The 20710-nt window shown below is 67.3% G+C and carries 18 protein-coding genes; 7 read left to right on the top strand and 11 right to left on the bottom strand.

The window, feature by feature from the left end; genetic code table 11:
• Positions 1-720, bottom strand: coding sequence for a hypothetical protein (locus tag H977_RS0112310; RefSeq protein WP_029108151.1), 720 nt, complete (start codon positions 718-720; stop codon positions 1-3).
• Positions 717-1460 (bottom strand): hypothetical protein, encoded by a 744-nt coding sequence (locus H977_RS0112305; RefSeq protein WP_029108150.1) that lies wholly within the window; start codon positions 1458-1460, stop codon positions 717-719. The genes H977_RS0112310 and H977_RS0112305 overlap by 4 nt, the downstream gene beginning before the upstream one ends.
• Positions 1461-1581: 121 nt before the next feature.
• Between H977_RS0112305 and H977_RS0112300 the strand changes: the two genes are divergently transcribed.
• Both H977_RS0112300 and H977_RS0112295 read left to right on the top strand, forming a co-directional pair.
• Positions 1582-2208, top strand: coding sequence for a TetR/AcrR family transcriptional regulator (locus H977_RS0112300; protein ID WP_029108149.1), 627 nt, complete (start codon positions 1582-1584; stop codon positions 2206-2208).
• A 45-nt stretch (positions 2209-2253) separates the two neighbouring features.
• Positions 2254-3474, top strand: a complete 1221-nt coding sequence (locus tag H977_RS0112295; protein ID WP_029108148.1) for an acyl-CoA dehydrogenase family protein — start codon at positions 2254-2256, stop codon at positions 3472-3474.
• On the opposite strand, the gene H977_RS0112290 is transcribed toward H977_RS0112295, so the two are convergent.
• The 3 genes from H977_RS0112290 to H977_RS0112280 are packed head-to-tail and all read right to left on the bottom strand — an operon-like array spanning position 3465 to position 8831.
• A complete protein-coding gene (locus tag H977_RS0112290) occupies positions 3465-4994 on the bottom strand; it encodes a GMC family oxidoreductase (protein WP_029108147.1) in 1530 nt (509 codons plus the stop codon). The two genes, H977_RS0112295 and H977_RS0112290, sit on opposite strands and share 10 nt — an antisense overlap.
• Positions 4995-5031: 37 nt before the next feature.
• The gene (locus H977_RS0112285) at positions 5032-7674 is read right to left on the bottom strand and encodes an AAA family ATPase (protein WP_029108146.1); all 2643 of its coding nucleotides are present in this window, start codon (positions 7672-7674) and stop codon (positions 5032-5034) included.
• Positions 7671-8831, bottom strand: coding sequence for a metallophosphoesterase family protein (locus H977_RS0112280; RefSeq protein ID WP_029108145.1), 1161 nt, complete (start codon positions 8829-8831; stop codon positions 7671-7673). Before H977_RS0112280 ends, H977_RS0112285 begins: the two co-directional genes overlap by 4 nt.
• 119 nt (positions 8832-8950) lie before the next feature.
• Here H977_RS0112280 and H977_RS0112275 point away from each other — a divergent pair, with 119 nt between their 5' ends.
• On the top strand, positions 8951-9472 hold the full coding sequence (locus H977_RS0112275; protein ID WP_196808219.1) for a SixA phosphatase family protein: 522 nt from the start codon (positions 8951-8953) through the stop codon (positions 9470-9472).
• Here the strand turns inward: H977_RS0112275 and H977_RS0112270 are convergent.
• Together H977_RS0112270 and H977_RS0112265 are read right to left on the bottom strand one after the other, a co-directional pair.
• Positions 9469-9987, bottom strand: coding sequence for a DUF3558 domain-containing protein (locus H977_RS0112270; protein WP_036475842.1), 519 nt, complete (start codon positions 9985-9987; stop codon positions 9469-9471). The two genes, H977_RS0112275 and H977_RS0112270, sit on opposite strands and share 4 nt — an antisense overlap.
• A 50-nt stretch (positions 9988-10037) precedes the next feature.
• Positions 10038-10631, bottom strand: coding sequence for a DUF3558 domain-containing protein (locus H977_RS0112265; RefSeq protein WP_081681697.1), 594 nt, complete (start codon positions 10629-10631; stop codon positions 10038-10040).
• Positions 10632-10748: 117 nt separating this feature from the next.
• On the opposite strand from H977_RS0112265, the gene H977_RS0112260 reads away from it, so the two are divergent.
• The 3 genes from H977_RS0112260 to H977_RS0112250 are packed head-to-tail and all read left to right on the top strand — an operon-like array spanning position 10749 to position 16585.
• Positions 10749-12494 (top strand): ABC transporter ATP-binding protein, encoded by a 1746-nt coding sequence (locus H977_RS0112260; RefSeq protein ID WP_029108141.1) that lies wholly within the window; start codon positions 10749-10751, stop codon positions 12492-12494.
• A complete protein-coding gene (locus H977_RS0112255) occupies positions 12491-14383 on the top strand; it encodes an ABC transporter ATP-binding protein (RefSeq protein ID WP_029108140.1) in 1893 nt (630 codons plus the stop codon). Before H977_RS0112260 ends, H977_RS0112255 begins: the two co-directional genes overlap by 4 nt.
• 36 nt (positions 14384-14419) lie before the next feature.
• Positions 14420-16585, top strand: a complete 2166-nt coding sequence (locus tag H977_RS0112250) for a molybdopterin-containing oxidoreductase family protein (RefSeq protein ID WP_029108139.1) — start codon at positions 14420-14422, stop codon at positions 16583-16585.
• Here H977_RS0112250 and abmR read toward each other — a convergent pair.
• Positions 16582-17112, bottom strand: a complete 531-nt coding sequence (gene abmR / locus H977_RS0112245; RefSeq protein WP_029108138.1) for an ATP-binding transcription factor AbmR — start codon at positions 17110-17112, stop codon at positions 16582-16584. The genes H977_RS0112250 and abmR overlap by 4 nt on opposite strands.
• A gap of 79 nt (positions 17113-17191) precedes the next feature.
• On the bottom strand, positions 17192-17395 hold the full coding sequence (locus H977_RS0112240) for a hypothetical protein (protein ID WP_029108137.1): 204 nt from the start codon (positions 17393-17395) through the stop codon (positions 17192-17194).
• A gap of 86 nt (positions 17396-17481) precedes the next feature.
• Here H977_RS0112240 and H977_RS0112235 point away from each other — a divergent pair, with 86 nt between their 5' ends.
• Positions 17482-18348 carry an AIM24 family protein gene (locus H977_RS0112235; RefSeq protein WP_029108136.1) on the top strand — a complete coding sequence of 289 codons (867 nt, stop codon included), beginning with the start codon at positions 17482-17484 and terminating at the stop codon, positions 18346-18348.
• Here the strand turns inward: H977_RS0112235 and H977_RS0112230 are convergent.
• Complete coding sequence (locus H977_RS0112230) at positions 18329-19591, bottom strand: MFS transporter (RefSeq protein ID WP_029108135.1); 1263 nt, start codon at positions 19589-19591, stop codon at positions 18329-18331. The two genes, H977_RS0112235 and H977_RS0112230, sit on opposite strands and share 20 nt — an antisense overlap.
• Positions 19588-20676 carry a PLP-dependent cysteine synthase family protein gene (locus H977_RS0112225; protein WP_029108134.1) on the bottom strand — a complete coding sequence of 363 codons (1089 nt, stop codon included), beginning with the start codon at positions 20674-20676 and terminating at the stop codon, positions 19588-19590. The genes H977_RS0112230 and H977_RS0112225 overlap by 4 nt, the downstream gene beginning before the upstream one ends.
• Positions 20677-20710 lie beyond the last annotated feature (34 nt).

Below are 20710 nucleotides of genomic sequence, written 5' to 3'. Positions count from 1 at the left end.
TCAGTTTGCGTCACTGCATGCCGCCTCACGCATCGCTGCCTGCCTCAACAACACGATCAATGCCGAGAGCCAGACAGAGAACACCACCACCGCCCACCAGAAGGCGATCGAGCCGTTCCAGGCGAAGGGCCCGGACTGGAACAGGAACATTTGGGTGGCGATCACCTCCGTGATGATCTGCCAGATGGTCACATAGGCGAACCAGGCCGGGAAGACAGCGTTCTTGTCGTACAGGATCGCGATGGCCAGCACCAGGTAGGCCGCCGTGAAACAGCCCAATGATCCGTTGTACGAAAGCATTCCGAGGTCGTAGAGCAAGCTGATCAGTTCCGGGTCACGGTCGGGCCGGAACGCCGCGGTGAGGAAACACACCGACACCAACAGGAAGCCCGGCACCGCACCGACACCCATGCCGCCGATATAGCCATAGGCGAAAGCCGAACCCACCGACATGCGCTTGATCTGGTACGCGACGAGTCCGTTGGTCATCGCCGCGCCGCCCAGCAGGATCAGCAGCAGGCAGAAGCCGATCTTGATGGTCAGACCGTGTTCGGTGAAGAACGCCACCTTGTCGGCCGCGGTGACATCGGGCCGGGGTGGCGGTGTCACCCGCGTCAGTATGCAGATGATGACGCCGAAGGCCCCGTACCAGGCCGGGAAAAACCAGGTCATCAACCGCACATCGGGCTTGCCCGGCGGCGCGTCGGTGAGCAGGGTCATGCGACGACACCCTCGTGGACGGCCTGGTTGACCACCGCGCGGCGCAGCATGAAGAACATCACGACGACGAACACCGCGAATGCCCCGTTGCGCAACCAGAAGGCCAGCGCGCCATCCCAGGCCAGCGGACCCGTCTGGAACACCGCAGCACCCGCGGCCGGGATCATCGCCACCGCGGTTGCCAGCGAGTAATGCCCTACCCAGCGGGGAAACACCGGGTCGGGCCCGTTGTCGAAGTAGACCGCGACTGCCAGCAGCACGAATTGCGACACCACCATGCCCACCGGCGCGATGAACACGATCCAGGCCAGGTCGTCGAGCAGCAGGATCAGCTCGGGATTGCGGTCCGGCCGAAACGCGGCCACCAGGAAGAAGACGTTGGACAGCGCGAAGATCGTGGCGCCGCTGACCACCGCGGTGAGGTAGCAGTAGGCGAACACGTGGCTCTGGGTCTTCATGCGCTTCATCTGGACGACGATCACCATGAAGAACGGCAGGATCAGGATGCCGCAGAGGTTGAACGTCACCTGGCTGAATCGGATCCATGCGGTGTGTTCGGCGTAGAACTCGGCGACCTCTTGCGCGTTCCAGGTGGGTGACATCGGTGGCCAGAAGCCGGGGAACGCCAGCAGAGCCACCAGCAGCACCGCCCCGACCACCGGTCCGGTCCACAGGCTCACCCACTGGGCCTTGATGTTTCCGGCTTTCGGCAGGTCTTGAACCTGCTCCAGGATCTGCACGCCAACCTCCTAGAACTGACTTGAGTCAGAAACCCTCGTTGTCGAAACCGTAACCGCAGTGCCGATGAAATGAAAGGGCGATACTGAGTACAGTCAGTTCTCGGTGTCGTAGCATCGGGCCGTGCTCACTGGATCGCCGCGCAGCCGCAAAGGCCAGCAGACCCGGGAACGGTTACTCGGCGCAGCCATCGCCGAGTTCAAACGCGCGGGCATGGCCGCGGCCGACACCGCGGTGATCGCGTCGGCCGCCGGGGTCGCCCACGGCACGTTCTTCTTCCACTTCCCCACCAAGGAACACGTCCTCGTAGAACTGGAACGGCGCGAGGAAACCAGGATGGCAGCCGAACTCAACCGGTTCTTCGCCGAACCACACGATGTGCGCGCCACCCTCGCCGAATCCGTGCGCATGCTGGAGAAGCTGGAGCGGCGCCTCGGCCGTCCGTTGTTCAAAGACTTTCTGGCCCTGCACTTCTCCACCACCCGGCCGCCCACGGAGGAATGGGCACACCACCCCGTACTGGTTGCCCTGGTCGAAGAACTCCAGCGCGCCAACGACGCCGGCGAGATCCCGGACGAGGTGGACGTGCTGTACAACGGAGCATCGTTCTTCGCCGGGCTCTACGCCCTGCTGATCACCATCCCCGATTCCCCCGAGGTCCGGGCCCCGATGATGAACGAGTACCTGACCACGTACCTCTATGGCATGCGGGTAAAGGGCCTACGCCCGGCGGCCAAGGGATCAGGCTGATCCAAACGCGTGCCCACCGGTAACCCGCGCGGATACAACAGTGCCATGACCACCGTCGAGAACGTGACCCGTGTTTTGCCCGGTACGCCGGAATGGGACGACCTGCTGGCCTCGATCGCCGAGGGAGCCAAGGACCGCGACCTCAACGACGAGAATCCCTTCGATCAGGTCGCGGCGCTGAAACGGGCCGGCTTCGGAAGCCTGCGACTTCCCGAGTCCCTCGGCGGTGCCGGATACACTGTGCCGCAGCTGTTCTCCGCGGTGATCGACGTGGCCAAGGCCGATCCCATCGTGGCCCACATCTTCCGCACCCATTTCTGGTTCACCGAGGAGCGGCTGCGCAGCGCCGACGATCCGGTGGCCAAACGCTGGCTCGACAAGATCGCCGAGGGCAAGATCTTCGGTAATGCGTTCAGCGAGAAGGGTTCCCTGGCAGTGGGCAGCCTCGTGTTCAACACCCGGTTGCTGGCCGACGCGGAGAATCCGGGCGCCTTCCGGCTCACCGGCGAGAAGTACTACAGCACCGGCACCCTGTTCTCGGATTATCTGACCGTGACCGCCACCACCGACCACGACTCGGTGGCCAACGTCCTTGTCCCCACCGACCGTGAGGGCGTCCGACTCGTCGACGACTGGGACGGATTCGGCCAGCGCCGCACCGGGACCGGCACCACGACGTTGACCGATGTCGCGGTCGCCGCCGACGAGATCCTGTCCGATACCCCGTACGACGCCGAACCGGTGCCGACCGTGCAGTACGCCGCGTTGCAGTTGTTCATCCACGCCGTGGTCGCCGGCATCCTGGCCAATGTCGTCGATGACGGTGTAGCGCTGCTGCGCTCACGCGAACGCAACTTCAGCCATGCCGTCACCGAACGACCCACCGATGATCCGCTGCTGCAACGCCAGCTCGGGGTGCTGGCCAGCACCGCCTATGTGGCGCGGGCCGCAGTACTCGATGCGGCTGCCGCGATCGGGGCCGCCACGGATTCCGCCGTCGACGGCATTCCCGATCCGCGGCTCGCCGAGGAAGCCCAGCTCAAGGTCGCGAAGGTCAAAGTCCACCTAGATGACGTCGCACCCGAAGCCGCTACCCGCCTGCTGGAACTCGGCGGCGCGAGCGCGGCCTCTCGCCAGCGCAACCTGGATCGGCACTGGCGCAACATCCGGACCATCACACTGCACAATCCGGTGGCCTACAAGGCCCGGGTGATCGGCCAGAACCTGTTGCACGGCACGCCTGTTCCGGCCAACGCCTACTTCTGAGCGATCAGGTCGGCCGCCTTCTCGCCGATCAGCACACTGGGCGCGTGGGTGTGTCCGCGGATGAGCGTCGGCATGACCGACGCATCGGCGACCCGCAACGCTTCGATTCCCCGGACTCGCAGCTGAGGGTCGACCACGCTGTCCTCGTCGCTTCCCATGCGACAGGTGCCGACCGGGTGATACAGCGTGTGCGACACCGATTCCAGTGCACGCGTGAGCGTCTCGTCATCCAGATCGGACGCGTACAGTGCTGAGGCATTCAGTGTTGATGCGTTCACCGGCCTGGCCACCTTGCCGATCACGTTCGCCAGCTCCGGGGACCCGGCGATGTCGGCGGTCATCCGCAATCCGACCATCAGCGCGGTCCGATCCGCTTCATCGCTCAGGTAGCGCGGGTCGATGACCGGTTTGTCCATCGGATCGGCCGACCGCAACGTGATGGTGCCGTGACTGCGGGGCTTGAGAAGGATGGGGCCCATCACGATGGCGTGGCCATACGGGTCACCGATGCCCTCGTCGAAGAAGGGCGCGGGAGCGAAGATCAGTTCCAGGTCCGGCAGATCCAATTCGGGCCTGCTTCGGACAAACCCGTACGCCTCACCGACATTCGAGGTCAGCATGCCACGGCGCCGTGCCAGGTAGTTCACCAGTTCCAGCGGCTTCTCAGCGGCGAACAGGCTGTCGTCGCGCACGTCGAATCCCAGCGGAACAACCAGGTGGTCAAGGAGATTGGCGCCGACGCCGGGTGCATGCCGGGTCACCTCGATACCGTGGGAGGCCAGTTGATCACGGTCACCGATCCCCGACAGCATCAGCAGTTGCGGCGAGTTGATCGCGCCCCCGCACAAGATGACCTCGCGACGCGCCGTCACCACCTCCCGGACACCGGCCCTGTCGAATTCGACGCCGACGGCACGGTTCCCGGCGAAGACGATCCGCGTGGCGGTGGCCTCGGTGAGCAGATTGAGGTTGCCCCGCCGCAGTGCGGGTTTGAGATAGGCATCGGCGGTGCTCCACCGGGCACCGCGGCGCTGGGTCACCCTGGTCTCACAGAATCCGTCGTGGCCACATTCAACGGCCGCGGCCAGCCAGGCCGCCGTCGAGCCGCGTGGACTGCGTTGCGCCTCGATGACCAACGGCCCGGCCTCGATGCGCTTCATGTACTTTTCGAGGCCGGCCCAGTTCCAGTCTTCCCCGGCGTGTTCGCCCCACTCGTCGTAGTCGGCGGGAAACCCTGGGACCCACATCATCGCGTTCATCGACGATGAGCCGCCGAGAGTCTTGCCGCGCGGCCAGTAGATCTGGCGGCCGCCGAGCTGCGGTTGGGGCTCGGTCAGGTAATCCCAGTCCACTTCGCTGCGGAACAGCTTCGAGAATGCCGCAGGGATATGGATGAACTTGTTGCGGTCGCGCGGCCCGGCCTCCAAGGCCAGCACCGACACGTCCGGCTGGGCACTCAGCCGGTTCGCCAGTACCGCGCCTGCCGAACCGGTCCCCACCACGATGTAGTCAGCCTCCACGTGGCGGAGTGTATGGCCCCGGCGCGGCCGGTCGCGGCTAATTGGAGGTGGTGGTCAATTCGATGTGGTGCGCAGCCCCGACGCTCGCGTAGCGCTCCGGGCTGCAGGTCAAGACGATGACCTGCCCGTCCCCGCCGACAGCGTCGAATACGGCACCCATCTTGGTCAGCCGGTCCGGATCGGTGAAACCCAGCGCGTCGTCGATGATGACGGGGACGCTGTCCTCCTTTGCCACCATCGAGGCACCGGCCAGCCGCGCGACGATGGCCAGCTGCTCCTTGGCGCCGCCAGACAACGATTCGTAGGGCACCGTCCGGCCCGACAGCGTGCGGGTCCGGATGTTGAGGTCACTGTCGACGTCCACCTCGAAGTCCTCACCGAAGACAAGCCGGCCCAGCCGCTGCACTTCGAGGCGGAACGGATCGGCGTAACGCTGCCGGGTGGCATCCCGGTGGCGCGCCATCACCGTCCGCAGCGTCTCGGCCGCGCGGGCCCGACGGTGCACCCGTAGATACTCCGCATGGGCATGCTCGCGTTCGGTTTCGGCGGCGTCCAGATGACCTTTACGTCCCTGGGTGCCGTACACCTTGAGTTGCGCCGCCACCTCCCGCAACGCCTCGACCGCCGACTCGTGGCGGGCGTCCAGCTGCTCGGCGCGGCGGACCGCCGCGTCGAGCGTGGCGTTCACCGAGTCAGGTTCGGTAGCCGACAATTCAGTACGCAGCGCGGCTACCCGGCCGGCTGTGACGGTGGCCTCCTCGTCGGCGGCCTGGGCGTTGACTGCCAACTCGTCGTCGCCGGTCTGCGCACGCTGCACTTCCAACCGGCCGCCGGCCACCGTCAGCTCGGCCTGGGCCGTGGTGAGCTTGTCGCGTAACACGCTCAGGCGGGTCGTTTTCTCCGCCAACTTCTTCGCCGCTGCGGCCACCACCTTGCGGCTGGTCTCACTGTCGGCGACTGCCTGGCGGTGCGATGCCACGGCAGCGTCGAGTTCCGTTCGTGCGGTGGCGACATCGACGGGACCGGCCAGATCGAACAAGCCGTCCTCATCGGGCTGACCGGCGCGCAACCGGGTCAGCTGTGATCGCAGAGCAGCCAGGTCGTCCTCACCGGTCAGCGCCTCGACCGTGGCCCGCAACCGATCTCGGCTCCCGAGCAATTCGCGACGTCGGCCATCAAGGACACGCGCGGCCTCGACACCGTCGACGCCCACCGCGGCCAGCGCTGCGGCCAGCGCATCCTGCGCCTCGTCGAGGCGGGCCCGAGTCTGCGCGGCGGGGGCGCCCGGCACCACGCGGACGGTGAGCACACCGGGCACGTCGATCGCGGTGTCGGCGGTGGTATTGACCGACCACAGCCGGCCCGCCTCCAACGTCACCTGCGCCTCATCCACCCGGACATCCCGGTCGGTAGCCGCCACGAGTTCGATTCGCGCCGAGGCGAGTTCAGCCTGTCCGGCGGCGCGTTCCACCGCGACCGCGGCCGCCTCGACGGCCCGCATACCCGTATCGTCGAGCGTGATCGCGGCGAGTTCGCTCGCGATGCGATCCAGTTCCCGTGTGCCGGCGTCGATCTTGCTCAGCCGGGTGGCCAACCGATCGGCCTCGTCCCGGTCGGTCATGCGCGTCAGCGTGGCGCGGGCGGCCTCCACCCGAAGTTCCTGCTCCTGTGCCACCACCCGAGCCTGTTCGGCCGCGGCTTCAGCAGCCTCGTGAACCTCACGCGCCGTGGTGGTTTCACCCTCGGCGACAACCAAACCGGCCTGCAGCTCGGTGATGGTCGTCGCCCGCTCGTCGAGCTCGGCGCGCAGCCGCCGCCGTTCGGTGAGCGCAGCGGCCGATGCCGCCTGGGCCAGTCGCGCCGCCTCGGCGACCATCTCGGCCTCCTTGAGCCGCTGCACGAGTGCGGCAACGGTCTCGGCAGCCTTGCGGGCCGCGGTCAGCCCGGCCCGGGCCTCTTCACGCTGCCCGGTCAGCCCGGTGACCTCGGCACTGAGTTCGGTGTGCCGGCGCACCGCGTCATCGACCTCGGCGACCGCGGCGGCGCACTGGGCCACCGCGCTCTCGGCGGCGGCGAGCCGCTTGGTGACCGACGCCCACTCGCCGGTGGGCCTGCCGGTCGCGGTGAAGTAGCGCAGGTACTCCGCGTCGATGCGCTCGATCAGCAGCGGCTCATCGCCGGAGAGGGCGACCGCCTCGCCGGCGGCCACGTCCAGCGCGCGCGCCAGCGCATCCGAGCCCGACAGGTCGACCGGTGCGGTGGACCCGGCCTGCAGCACTCGCTGGGCCTGCCACAGGCTGGTGTCGACGGTCTCGGCGAGCATGGTCAGCACCCGCTCGTGCGCTTCGTCGCCGCTGAGCTGCTCGCGCACCGGCGCCAGCACGGTCAACTGGGTCTCGGCGCGCTTGTGGAAGCGCTTGCGGTACATGAATCGATAAGGGCCGGTGGAGATTTCGGCCATCACCTCGGCCCCGACATCGGCATGGGTCGGCTTGACCTGCTTGACTTCCTTCTTGCCCGAGCGGTCCTTGGCCTCGAGGAGGAGATCCAGCGCCTCGATCATCGAGGATTTACCGATCTCGTTGGCGCCGCTGACCACCACCACCCCGTGATCGGGAAACTCGATCTCACGGTGGGTGACGCCGCGGTAGTTGGTCAGGACCAGGCGGTGCAGTTTCATGCCGCACTCGACCGATCGACCAGGCGCAGCAGCAAGCCCAGCGCCGCGCGGGCGTCGTCGGCGCCGGCTCCCTCGGTGCGGGCGGTGGCCACCAACTCCTCCACCGCGGCCGCCGCGAACCCACCGATACCCAGATCGTCGAACTCACCGTCGGCCGGCAGCACTGCGATCTCGGTGTGCCGTTCCCACATCGTCAGCGCAGCGAACAACCGGGCGTACTTGTCGAGGCAGGCGTCCAGTGCAGCCTTGTCGGTCACCGTCAGGGAGCCCGTCAAGGCCAGGCGCACCACGGTTCGTTCCTTGTGCGGCAACAGGTCCAGATTGAGGTCCAGGTCGGCCACGTCGCGGTCGGTGTCCACCTCTCGGCGCAATGTGACAAACCGCCAGCGACCCACCCGCTCGGAATCGACCCGGACCCCGCGGTGCGGATCGGTCTCGTCGATCTCGACCAGAAGCACATGTCCAGGATCGGATTCGATGTCGTCGTAGTTGGTCACCTCGGGTGAGCCCGAGTACCAGACCCGGCCCGTCGAGCCGACCTCGGTACGGGAGTGCTTGTCCCCCAACGCCACGTAGTGAACCGCACCCCGCGTCAGAGCTTCCTCGACGGCGGCCAGCCGGATCAGCGACGGCTTGTCCTTGTCCGGATCGAGGATGTCGACGCCACCGTGACCGACCACCACGCGGGTGACACCGTCGGCGGGCAGCTCGGCAAGGACGTCGCCGACCAGATCCGAGGTGGGCGCCTTGGACCGCCACGGTGCGGCCACGATCTGCAGCCCGGGCCGCACCTCGTGCACCCCCGCGCGATCGAGGACCACGACGTTGTCCGGGCATTCGGCGGTGAACAGCGCACTGGTGTAGACCGAGGCCGCGTCGAGCGGATCATGGTTGCCCGGCAGCAGGTACACGGGCACGCCGATGGCACGCATGGCCTCCAGTGACAAGCTGACCTCACGCGGCGCCAACTGGTTGTGCTCGAACACGTCACCCGACACCACGACGAACTCGGCGCCCGAGGCCGCGGCCACGGCACCGAGTGCGGCGACGGCCTCGCGGCGCGCCGCCGCGTACCGGGGCTGAGCCTCACCGTCACCGGCACTGAGGAAGTGACGGGTCATGCCGAGTTGCCAATCGGCGGTGTGCAGAAAACGCATCGGCCCCGTCCTTTCTCGTCGGCTCGTCTTCCGAGCAAGGCGAGTGTAAAACCGGAGGCCGACAAGTCCCGGGACCTGCGGCGGCATGGCCCCGCCCGGGTGCCGATACCGTATGCAGCATGGCCAACCCGATCAGTCCGGTCAGAACCCTGCTGCTGATGCGCCACGCCAAGTCGGACTATCCCGACGGGGTCGCCGACCACGACCGCCCGCTGGCCGCGCGCGGCATCAGGGAGGCGGCGCTGGCCGGTGAGTGGATCCGCGAGAATTTCGGTGCGGTGGACGCGGTGCTGTGCTCTACGGCCACCCGCACCCGTCAGACACTGGAGCGCACGGGCGTCGAGGCTCCCGTGCAGTTCGCCGAACGCATCTACGACGCCAGACCGGGAACCGTGATCGACGAGATCAACGGTGTGGCGTCACGTTTCGGCTCCGACCCGTCGACGCTGCTGGTCATCGGCCACGAGCCGGCGATGTCCGCCGTCGCCCTCGGTCTCGCCGACGGCTCCAACCGCGCTGCGGCGGAGAGCATCTCGCTGAAGTTCCCGACCTCGGCGATCGCCGTCCTCCGTGCCGGCACGCCCTGGGATCAGCTGGCACTCGGCGGCGCGAAGCTGGTCCGGTTCCACATCCCCCGTTAGGAGTTCGTGGCCAGCGTCAGTTCCATGAGCTTGGTCGCCATCGGGCAGGCATCAATACCCGGACCCTGCGGATTGACCCACCAACCGACCACACCGGCCGCGTCGCTTGCCACGCCACAGGCCCCGTTGAGGCCCTGGGGCCGCATGATGATCGAATCCACACCGGCGATCCGCCGCTGCTCGATCGCATACTGCAGCTTCTCCGCAGTCTGCCGTTCGTTGTCGAGGCTGCCCTGCTCATACCAGAACCGGGTGATGTCGACCAGGCCGGCGGGATTGGCCGCCTGCCAGCGACACACGGCACCGACGAAGGTGCTCTGGATGTCCAACGGGTCGGCGCCCACCGTCTTGGCCAGGATGTCCTGCGTCAGGACATCGCATTCCTTGAGCAGGTTCGGGTAGGTCTTCTCGGACTTGTTGTTGCTGGGCCCACCACCGGAGCCCTCCTTGGCCGCGGTCCCGTCAACCGTGGTGGTGCACCCGGTCAGCCCGACGAACACTGCCAACGCGGCCATCAGTGGGGCGAACCCGCGCTTGACTGAATTGCTCCTCGCGTGCGCGGTCATCATTTGGAATTCACAATCGACTGGCGGGTCAGCTCCTTGGCGACCTCACACGGATCGGGATAGGGCTTCTGGTCGAAGCTCACGGACCACTCGATGAAATCGTCGTCGAACTGGATACCGATCTCACACAGGTTCACGTCGCCGGCCTTGAGCGGGTTCTCCCCCACGGCGATGAAACCGCCGTGGCCCTCGATGTTGATGTCCTCCACGCTGGTCCGCGACAGCTCCTCGGTCTTACGTTCGCGGCCGATTGGGCTGCCCCTGAACCAGGTGAACGAGAAGTGCGGTCCCAGGATGCTGCCGCCCTGTAACCACTGGCAGCCCGACGAATTGGTCGCGGTGTTGACCAGCCCCTGCACCTGGGTCAGCTCGGTCACCGTCTGGTCGGTCACGCCGCCGCAATGCGGAAAATGCGGGCCGTGCTCGCCCGAGCCACCGGCACTCGGCGTCTCGGTCTGCGGAACCTGAGGGGACGCCTGCTCGCCGGACGAGCAGGCGGCGAACACCGGAACCATTGCCGCAGCCAACACCGCGAAGGCTCTGGCGTGGGCGAATCGTGGCTTGGCGGCCGTGCGGACAGTCACGCCATGCACTGTAGCGGCAACACCTATGCACTATCCCGACATGCCGACTGACCTGGTCTTTCACCGAGGCGGACACGGCCGCGGCTGGACACCGACGCTGCCGCGCCGGTGTGCGAGAGTAGCCAGATGCTCTGGGCGCTGCTGCGACAGTACGTGCGGCCGTACCGGCGGCTGCTCGCGATCGTCGCCACACTCCAGGTGATCAGCACTCTGGCTTCGCTGTACCTGCCGACGGTCAACGCCGCCATCATCGACGACGGAGTGGCCAAGGGTGACACCGCGCGCATCATCGAACTCGGCGGAGTGATGCTGGGTGTCACCGGCCTGCAGGTGGCGTGCGCGATCGGGGCGGTGTTCTTCGGATCGCGTGCCGCCATGAGTTTCGGCCGCGATCTGCGCTCGGCGATCTTCCACCACGTCACCACTTTCTCGGCGGAGGAGACCGCGCGGTTCGGCGCCCCGTCGCTGCTGACCCGCACCACCAACGACGTCGGCCAGATTCAGCAGCTGCTCCAGATGACCGCCACCATCCTCATCACCGCACCGATCATGTCGATCGGCGGAATCCTGATGGCACTGCACCAGGACGCCGGGCTCTCATGGCTGCTTCTGGTGAGCGTGCCGGTGCTGGCACTGACCAATTACTGGATCATCAGGCACCTGATGCCGATCTTCCGCCGCATGCAGAGGTTGATCGACGGGATCAACCGGGTGATGCGCGATCAGCTGTCCGGCATCAGGGTGATCCGGGCCTTCGCCCGCGAACCCGTCGAGCAACGACGCTTCGCCGACGCCAGCGAGGCCTTGTCGACCACCGCGCTGGAAGCCGGGAAATGGCAGGCGCTCATGCTGCCTGCGACCACCCTGGTGATCAACATCTCCAGTGTCGCGCTGATCTGGTTCGGCGGGCTGCGCATCGACTCCGGCCACATGCAGGTGGGCTCGCTGATCGCGTTTCTGGCGTACTTCATGCAGATCCTCATGGCCGTGCTGATGGTCGCCGTACTGGGCGTGATGCTGCCGCGTGCCTCGGTGTGCGCCGAACGCGTGACCGGGGTGCTGGCCACCCGGCCACGGATCACCAGCCCGGCCGATCCGGTCCGGCTGCAGAGACTCGCCGGCGAGATCGACTTCGATGACGCGTCGTTCAGCTATCCCGGCGCCGATCGCCCCGTGCTGCAGCAGGTTTCGTTTCGCGCTCGGCGCGGCACCACCACCGCGGTCGTGGGTTCCACCGGTTCCGGCAAATCCACCCTGCTGGCGATGATCTGCCGGTTCTACGACGTCACGGCCGGCGCGGTCCGCATCGACGGTGTCGATGTCCGCGAGCTCGATCTCGAACAGCTGTGGGCGGCCATCGGCCTGGTCCCCCAGCGCGGCTACCTGTTCTCCGGGACCGTCGCCGAGAACCTGCGCTACGGGGCTGCACCGGGACAGGTGCTCACCGACGAACAGATGTGGGAGGCACTGCGCGTCGCGGCGGCCGACGACTTCGTGCGGGCCCACCCGGACGGACTGGAACGCCCGGTGGCCCAGGGCGGCATCAACTTCTCGGGTGGGCAGCGACAACGACTCGCGATCGCACGGGCGGTGATCCGCAGACCCGCGGTCTACCTTTTCGACGACGCGTTCTCGGCACTGGACGTGCACACCGATGCCCGGGTGCGGGCCGCCCTGCGCGAGGTGTCGGCCGACGCCACCGTGGTCATCGTGTCGCAACGGATCTCGACAGTGATCGAGGCCGACCAGGTGGTCGTGGTCGAGGACGGCCGCATCGTCGGCATCGGCACCCATGAGGCACTGCTCGTCGACTGCCCCGCCTACGCCGAGTTCGCCGCATCACAGGCGATCACCGCCGGAGAAGCGCGATGACCGGGCCTGCGCTGCGCCGCAGCGGAACGCCCGTCGCCCCGGTAGAGCGCACCCGCGACTTCCGGGGCTCGGCCCTGCGCCTGCTCAGACGCCTGGTGCCGCAACGAGGTCTGGCGATCTCGGTGGTGCTGCTCGGCGTGGCCGGTATCGCGATCGGGGTGATCGGCCCCCGGATTCTCGGGCACGCCACCGACCTGTTGTTCAACGGTGTGATCGGACGCGAGTTGCCCGCGGGCCTGACCAAGGACCAGGCGGTCGCCGCGGCCCGCGCCCGCGGCGACACGACGTTCGCCGATCTTCTGTCCGGCATGAACGTGATTCCCGGGCAAGGCGTGGATTTCGCCGCGGTAGCCAGAACCCTCGCCCTGGCGCTCGGCCTGTATCTGCTTGCCGCGGTGCTGGTTTGGCTGCAGGCCAGATTGCTCAACGTGACCGTACAGCGCACCATGGTGGCGCTACGGGCCGAGGTCGAGGACAAACTGCACCGACTTCCGCTGTCCTACTTCGATTCCCGACAGCGCGGTGAGGTGCTCAGCCGGGTGACCAACGACATCGACAACATCCAGGGCTCGGTGTCGATGACCATCAGTCAGCTGCTGACCTCGGTTCTGACAGTGTTCGCGGTGCTCGTGATGATGCTGACCATCTCGCCGCTGCTGGCGCTGCTGACCGTCGTCACCGTCCCGCTGTCACTGTGGGTGACGCGCTGGATCACCCGGCGCTCGCAGCCGTTGTTCGTGGCGCAGTGGCGCAACACCGGGCGGCTGGCGGCCCACATCGAGGAGACCTACAGCGGTTTCACGATCGTGAAGACCTTCGGACACCGGGAGGCCGCGCAGCGGCGCTTCGACGAACTCAACGACGAGGTCTACCGCTCCAGCATCGGCGCGCAGTTCTTTTCGGGCCTGGTGGGCCCGGCGACGATGTTCATCGGCAACCTCAGCTATGTGGCCGTCGCCGTGGTGGGCGGCCTGCAGGTGGCAGGGGGGCAGATCACCCTGGGCAGCATTCAGGCGTTCATCCAGTACGTGCGCCAGTTCAATCAGCCGCTGGGTCAGGTGGCCGGGATGTACAACACCCTGCAGTCCGGAATCGCCAGCGCCGAACGTGTTTTCGAGCTGCTCGATGCCGAGGAGCAATCCCCCGAACCGGCGTCGCCCCTGGAAATCCGCAGTGGCCGCGTCGAATTCGACCAGGTCAATTTCAGTTATCTGCCGGGCACTCCGGTGATCGAAGACCTGTCGCTGGTGGCCGAACCGGGCAGCACCGTGGCGATCGTGGGCCCCACCGGGGCCGGTAAGACGACGTGCGTGAACCTGCTGATGCGCTTCTACGACGTCGACTCCGGCCGGATCCTGATCGACGGTGTGGACATCTCGACGGTGAGCCGCCAGTCGCTGCGCTCCTCGATCGGCATGGTGCTGCAGGACACCTGGTTGTTCGGCGGCACCATCTACGACAACATCGCCTACGGCCGGCCGGATGCCTCCGAGGACGAGGTGATCGAGGCGGCCAGGGCGGCATACGTGGACCGCTTCGTGCACACCTTGCCGAACGGGTACGACACGCGCGTCGACGACGACGGCGGTGCCATCAGCGCCGGCGAGAAGCAGTTGATCACGATCGCCCGGGCGGTGCTGGCCCGGCCGCGGGTGCTGGTGCTCGACGAGGCCACCAGCGCGGTGGACACCCGCACCGAACTGCTGATCCAGCAGGCAATGGCCGAGCTGCGCCGCGACCGGACGAGTTTCATCATCGCCCACCGCCTTTCGACCATCCGCGACGCCGACCTGATCCTGGTGATGGATGCCGGGCGCATCATCGAACGCGGCACCCACGAGGAGCTGATGTCACGGCATGGCCGGTACTGGGAGATGACGCAGGTTTAGCCTCCAGATTCCGTTACAAATTGTAGTGTCGGTGTAATGACGACCAGTACCGTGCACACATTCTGCCGGTACTGCCTGGCCTCCTGCGGGCTGGAGGTCACGGTCGAGGACAATCGCGTGCTGAAGATCGCCGCAGACAAGCTCAACCCGCATTCCTGGAGTGATTTCTGCGCGAAGGGCCGCACCGCCGGCCAGGTGGTGGAACATCCGCGCCGCATCCTGGCGCCGATGCGCCGGGTCGGTGACACCTACGTCGAGGCGAGCTGGGATGAGGCGATCGGCGACATCGCCCAGCGGATGAACCGCATCATCGAGGCCGACGGCCCGGATGCGGTGGCCGCCTATTACGGGAACCCGGCCGGGTATTCGTCGTCGAATCTGGTGTTCATGAACGCCTGGCTGGACGCGATCGGCACATACAACCGCTATGCGGTCGGGTCGGTGGACCAGAACGCGCTGCACGTGGTGGCCGAGGCCATGTACGGATCACCGCTGATGGTGCCGGTGTCCGATGTCGACAACTGCGACTACTTCCTGATCGTCGGCGCCAATCCGGCTGTGAGCGCCTGGAATTGGGTTGAGTCGGTGCCGGGTGGCTGGCGCCGCGCGTTGACCCGGCAGAAGCAGGGAGCCCGCATCGTCGTGGTGGACCCGATCCGCACGGAAAGCGCGCAGGCCGCGGATCTGCATCTGCCGGTGCGTCCGGGCGCGGACTGGGCGCTGTTGCTGGGGATGGTCAAGGTCATCCTCGACGAGGGGCGCGAGCACCGCGCCGATTGCGCCGAGCTGGCCGCCGGGGTGCCAGATCTACGTGCCCTGGTCGCCGGTGCCGACATCGACGATCTGGCCGCCCGCTGCGATATCGCCCCCGAGATGATCGAGCGGGTAGCGCGCGAATTCGCCTCGGCGCCAGGGGCGATGGTGATCACCCGCACCGGGGTGTCGCTGCATACCGCGGGCACGGTGGCCGAATGGCTGGGTCACGTGCTCAACCTGATCACCGGGCGGATGGACCGGCCCGGCGGGCGCCGTTTCGAACCGGGCTATGTCGACACGCTGCGGTTGGCCGGACTGGCTGCCACCCGCCCGCACACCAGCCGGCTGGCGGGCCGTGGTCTGGTGGCCGGCGCGCACGCGCTGGCGGAGCTGCCCGACGAGATCACCACGCCCGGGCGCGGGCAGATCCGCGCGCTGCTGATCAACTCCGGCAATCCGGTGATCTCCGGACCGGATGGGGCCAGGCTCGACAAGGCACTGTCACAGCTGGAGCTGCTGGTCGCCATCGATCTGGTGCAGCGCGAGAGCCACCGGCATGCGCACTGGCTGCTACCCGCGGTGCACTGGCTGGAACGCGACGATCTACTGGCGTTCACCAGCGGTATGCACGACGAGCCCTATGTCCAGTACGGCGGGAGGGCCGTCGAGCCACCCGCAGGCGCCCGCGAAGAGTGGCAGGTGTTCACCGATCTGGCTCTGGCCATGCGCCGTCCGCTGTTCGGCGCCAGAGGATTCAACGCTTTCATCCGGGCCACCCGCTGGCTGGCCGCGCGGACCCGCCGGCCCGGCCTGTCGTTCGGGCCGCACTGGATGGACCGCCTGATCGTCCTGACGTCACGCAAGGTCGACGGGCACAAGCTCACCTGGCGAGAGTTGAAGGCGCACCCGCACGGCCTGGTGCTCGGGCCCCGGCGGTTCGGCCGGTTTCGCGACGCGTTGCGGACCCCGGACCACAAGGTCCACGCGGCACCGACCGAATTCCTGGCGCGGGCCCGGGAACTGCTCACCACGCCGGATCCCGGTGCGCCGGATGGCTTCCCGTTCCTGTTGGGCAACCGACGCCGGAGGCATTCGATGAACTCGTGGCTGAACGAGCTGCCCGGCCTGCATCCGGGCGGCAAGGGCAATGAGGTGCTGCTGCACCCACTGGACGCCGCGGCACTGGGCATCGCGACCGGCGACCGGGTGCGGGTGTTCTCACCGGTCGGGCGAGTTGAAGTGACGGCCACGCTCAGCGACCGGCCACGCCGCGGCGTGGCCGTGCTCGATCATGGCTGGGGTTCGGGCACTTTCGACCCACGTCACGGCGGCGCGCCGGAATCCTACGGGGTCAACCGCAACCTGCTGGCCGACCGGACGTCGGTGGACCCGCTCTCGCAGACCTCGGCGCTGGGCTCGGTGTACGTCGGGATCGAGCGGATCTAGACGCCTGGGCCCTCGGAGCGCAGATCGTCGACCGCCTTCATGGCGTCACGCAGCTTGTCCAGCCACTCCTCGGTGTGCTGGCCGACCAGGCGCACCGACCAGGCCAGCGCGTCAGAGCGGGAACGGGCCACGCCCGCGTCGACCAACGTGTCGAGGACCTGCCGTTCGGGCTGCTTGAGCCGGGTCATCACCGGTACTGCGATGTGGGTGAACAGGATTCGCTCCGGCTCGCCGTCGCCTGTGTCGATTTCCACTCCCCAGGAGACCTTGCGGTCGAACCGGCCCTGTGCCTCGTCGGCGATGCGCATACGTTCGCCGCGCGTCTCCTCCCGGAACCGCGAGGCGCGCCCGGAGGCGCGTGCCTTGGTCTCGGAAACATCCGGATCGGGCAGTCTGCCGATCACGGTGATCTCTTCACGGTCGACGACCACGGTCGGATCGCCGGTGAACCAGGCCTCGGGCAACCGGCCCGCGAACCATTCGGCGGCCTCATCCGCGGAGCGGCGGTGCTGTTGATGTTTAGTCATGATTACATGATTACACCGTTACAAGGCTGATAGGGCGGCGTTCACCAACGGCGAACGTGGGTTCTTCGCGGCTGCGCGGTCAGTTGCGCTTGAGCAGCAACGCGGCCCCGCCGGCCAGCACCAGGGCGACCAGCAGCAGTCCCGCCCAGCCGGGACCGGCCAGCCACCAGACGGCACCCAGCACGATCAGCGCCGGTGACACGGCGAACAGCACCATGCCGGGGTGCTGCTTCAAGACCGCGAGCGCGCCCTGAGCACGGATCGGGTCGATTTCCTTTGCCATGGCACCAGAATGCCAGGGGTTCGCCGCGTTCGTAACTTGTAACCTGGTGTCGATTTCGACTCCCCCACACGAATCAAGGAGAAACCGTGAGCGCACCCGGACAACCCGGCTGGCTGCCCGACCCCGAAGGCCGCTACGAATACCGGTGGTGGGACGGGCAATCGTGGACCGACCAGGTGTCCCATCAGGGCCAGGCGGGCCGCGCGCCGCTCGGGGGTGCGCCGCAACACCCGCAGCAGGCCCAGGCCCAGGCGCAGGCTCAGGCCCAGCCTCAGGGTGACGGCTTCTCCGGAATCAGCGGGGACCTCGTCGACGGACGGTTCAGTGAGAAAGAGGCGACTCCGATCGCCAACCAGAACAAGAAGATGCTGCGGGTGCGCCTCGGCGAACCCTTCATGGCCCGGCAGGGCTCGATGGTCGCCTACCAGGGCAACGTGGACTTCGCCTTCGAGGGCGGCGGCGCGTCGAAGTTCATCAAGAAGGCCCTCACCGGTGAAGGCCTTCCGCTGATGCGCTGCCAGGGTCAGGGCGATGTGTTCCTGGCCGATCAGGGTTTCGACGTACACCTGCTGCAGCTGTCCAACTCGGGCCTGTCGATCAGCGGCAAGAACGTGCTGGCCTTCTCATCGAGCCTGGACTGGAACATCGAGCGGGTCCGCGGCGGGAGCATCGCCACCGGCGGCCTGTTCAACACCACCCTGCGCGGCACCGGGTGGGTGGCACTGACCACCGACGGCCCGCCCGTGGTGCTCAACGCCGCCGAGGCACCGACCTTCGCCGACACCAACGCCGTGGTGGCATGGTCGGCCCATCTGCAGACGCAGCTCAAGACCAGCTTCAAGGCGAGCGCCCTGATCGGCCGGGGATCCGGCGAAGCCCTACAGGTCGCGTTCCACGGCAACGGTTTCGTGATCGTGCAGCCTTCGGAGGGTGTCACGGTCCCGGTGCAGTGACCGGCGCGCTGGGCGCCAGCCTGCCGCCGTCCCGCATCAGCACGTAGAGCGCCGCCGCGGACACCAGCCCGATTGCCGTGAGGCCCAGCCACACCAGTTCGGCCAGGCCCGCGGCGCGCGCCGCGCCGATCAGCGAGCCGGTGGCCACGTTGCCCAGCAGGATCCCGATGCCGACGACGGTGTTGTAGAACCCGTAGTGGGTGGCCACCAGCCGATCCCCCGACAACGCCACGACGGTGTCCATCTCGAACGGGAACACCGCGGCCGAGCCGAGGGCCAGCAGCGCCGACGACGCGAGCAGCGCGGCCACCGCGGCGGGGTTGCCGAACCGGTCAGCATCGGGCACCACGGCCATCGGGACGAAAGCCGCGGCCAGCACCAGCAGGCCCACCACCAGACTGCGACGCGGCCCCCAGCGGTCTACGAACCATCGCGTGATGCGCAACTGGCCGCCGACCGCGATCAAGCCGGACACCACGAATATCGCTGCTACCAAAGCAGTTTCGTCCCCCGGCCGCAGCGCGGCCGCCTGCAACGGCAATGCCAGGTAGACCTGGAAGGACAGTACGTAGGAGCCGATCATCGCCAGCGCGAACAACAGGAACCCGCGGTTGGCGACGACGCTGCGCCAGTCGTCGAGCACCGAAGTACGCTCGGCTACCGGTGCGGCGCGATGCCGCGGAAGCGCCAGCAGCTGAGCCACCGTGAGCACCGCGAAGACGCCGGCCGCCACCGCTGCCGTGACCCGGAAATCGAAGGCCAGCAAGGCCATTCCCGCCAGCGGGCCCAGCAGGATCCCGGCCTGGTAGAACACGTTGAACGTGGCGAAGGCCTCGACGCGGCGGTCACCGGCGTCGGCGGCCAGGTAGGCCCGCACCGCGGGGTTGAACAGGGCCCCGGCGAACCCTGTTGCGGCCGAGGCGATCAGCATCACCGGCAGCGTGTCGGCGACGACCAGAAGACCGAAACCCGCGGTGCGTAACAGGCACCCGGCGACGATCAGCGGCTTGTAGCCCAGCCGGTCGGCCAGGGTGCCGCCGAGAATGAACATGCCCTGCTGGGAGAAGTTCCGCACACCCAACACCAGGCCCACCGCCCACGCAGCGAGACCGAGCGGGCCCGCGAGATAGCCGGCCAGGTACGGCATCAGCATGTAGAAGCCGAGATTGATCCCGAACTGGTTGACCATCAACAGCCGGCTGGGCAGGTCGAAACTGCGGAACTGCGCGACGAGTCCGCTCATCCGGCGACCGCCATCGGGTCGGCGACCGTCTCGCAGCGGGTCCAGGATCGCACCACGCGATCGGTCGGGTTGGCGATCGTCTCCGGTTCGTCGGCCGGCCGATGATCGAGCAGTCCGAGCTCACGGCAGTAGTCGTCGTTGTACACGGTGTCGAAGTAACGCTGCGGACCGTCGGGGAACACCGCGGCGATCGTGGTGCCCTCCTGGTGATTTCGCGCGGCCCAGCCGGCAACCAGGCCGACCGCGCCGACGCTCCAGCCCCCGCTGGCGTAGTACGTCGAGGCCAATGTCCGGGCCGCCCAGACCGCGTCGGCCGGGGTGACCCAGTGCACCTCGTCGAAGGCGCCGTAGTCGACGTTGCGGGGATAGATGCTCGAACCGAGCCCCCGCATCACACGGGTCGCGGCGGGCTGACCGAAGATCGTCGAGCCGATCGTGTCCACCCCGATCAGACGCAGATCCGGGTTGAACTCCCGCAGTACCCGCGCAACACCGGCAGAATGCCCGCCCGTGCCGACCGAGCAGACCAGGACGTCGACATGGCCGATCTGGGCGTTGAGTTCCAGCGCCAACGGCCGGTAGGCCTCGACATTGTCGGGATTGTTGTATTGGTCGGGATACCAGGCGGTGTCGTCGGCCGCCAGCAACTCGGCCACCCGGTCCCGCCGGGCCTGCTGCCAGCCTCCGGTGGGGTGCGGCTGGGTCACCGTAGAAACCCGAGCACCATAGGCCGTCAGCATTCTCTCGATGATGGGTTCCAAACCGGGGTCGGTCACCACTGTCACCGGGTGGTGATAGATCGTGCCGGCGAATGCCAGCCCCAGACCCAAAGTGCCACTGGTTGATTCGATGATGCGGCCGCCCGGCTTCAGATCGCCGCGGGCCCGGGCCTGCTCGACCATGTACATTGCGGGCCGGTCCTTCATGCCGCCGGGATTGAAACCTTCGAGCTTCGCCCAGAATCCCCGCCCGGCGTCTGCGAACGGAGTCGAAACCCACAGGGTGGGAGTGTGGCCGACCATGGTGTTGGGACCACGGTTTCGACGCAATATGTGAAAGGAACGGGTGGAAAGGGCATGATTCATGGATCCGTCGTTTCTGTATCTCCAGCCGCGCCGC

This window comes from Mycobacterium sp. URHD0025, from assembly GCF_000426065.1.
Taxonomy (GTDB): domain Bacteria; phylum Actinomycetota; class Actinomycetes; order Mycobacteriales; family Mycobacteriaceae; genus Mycobacterium.
This window is presented reverse-complemented; position numbering and strand designations above follow the sequence as displayed.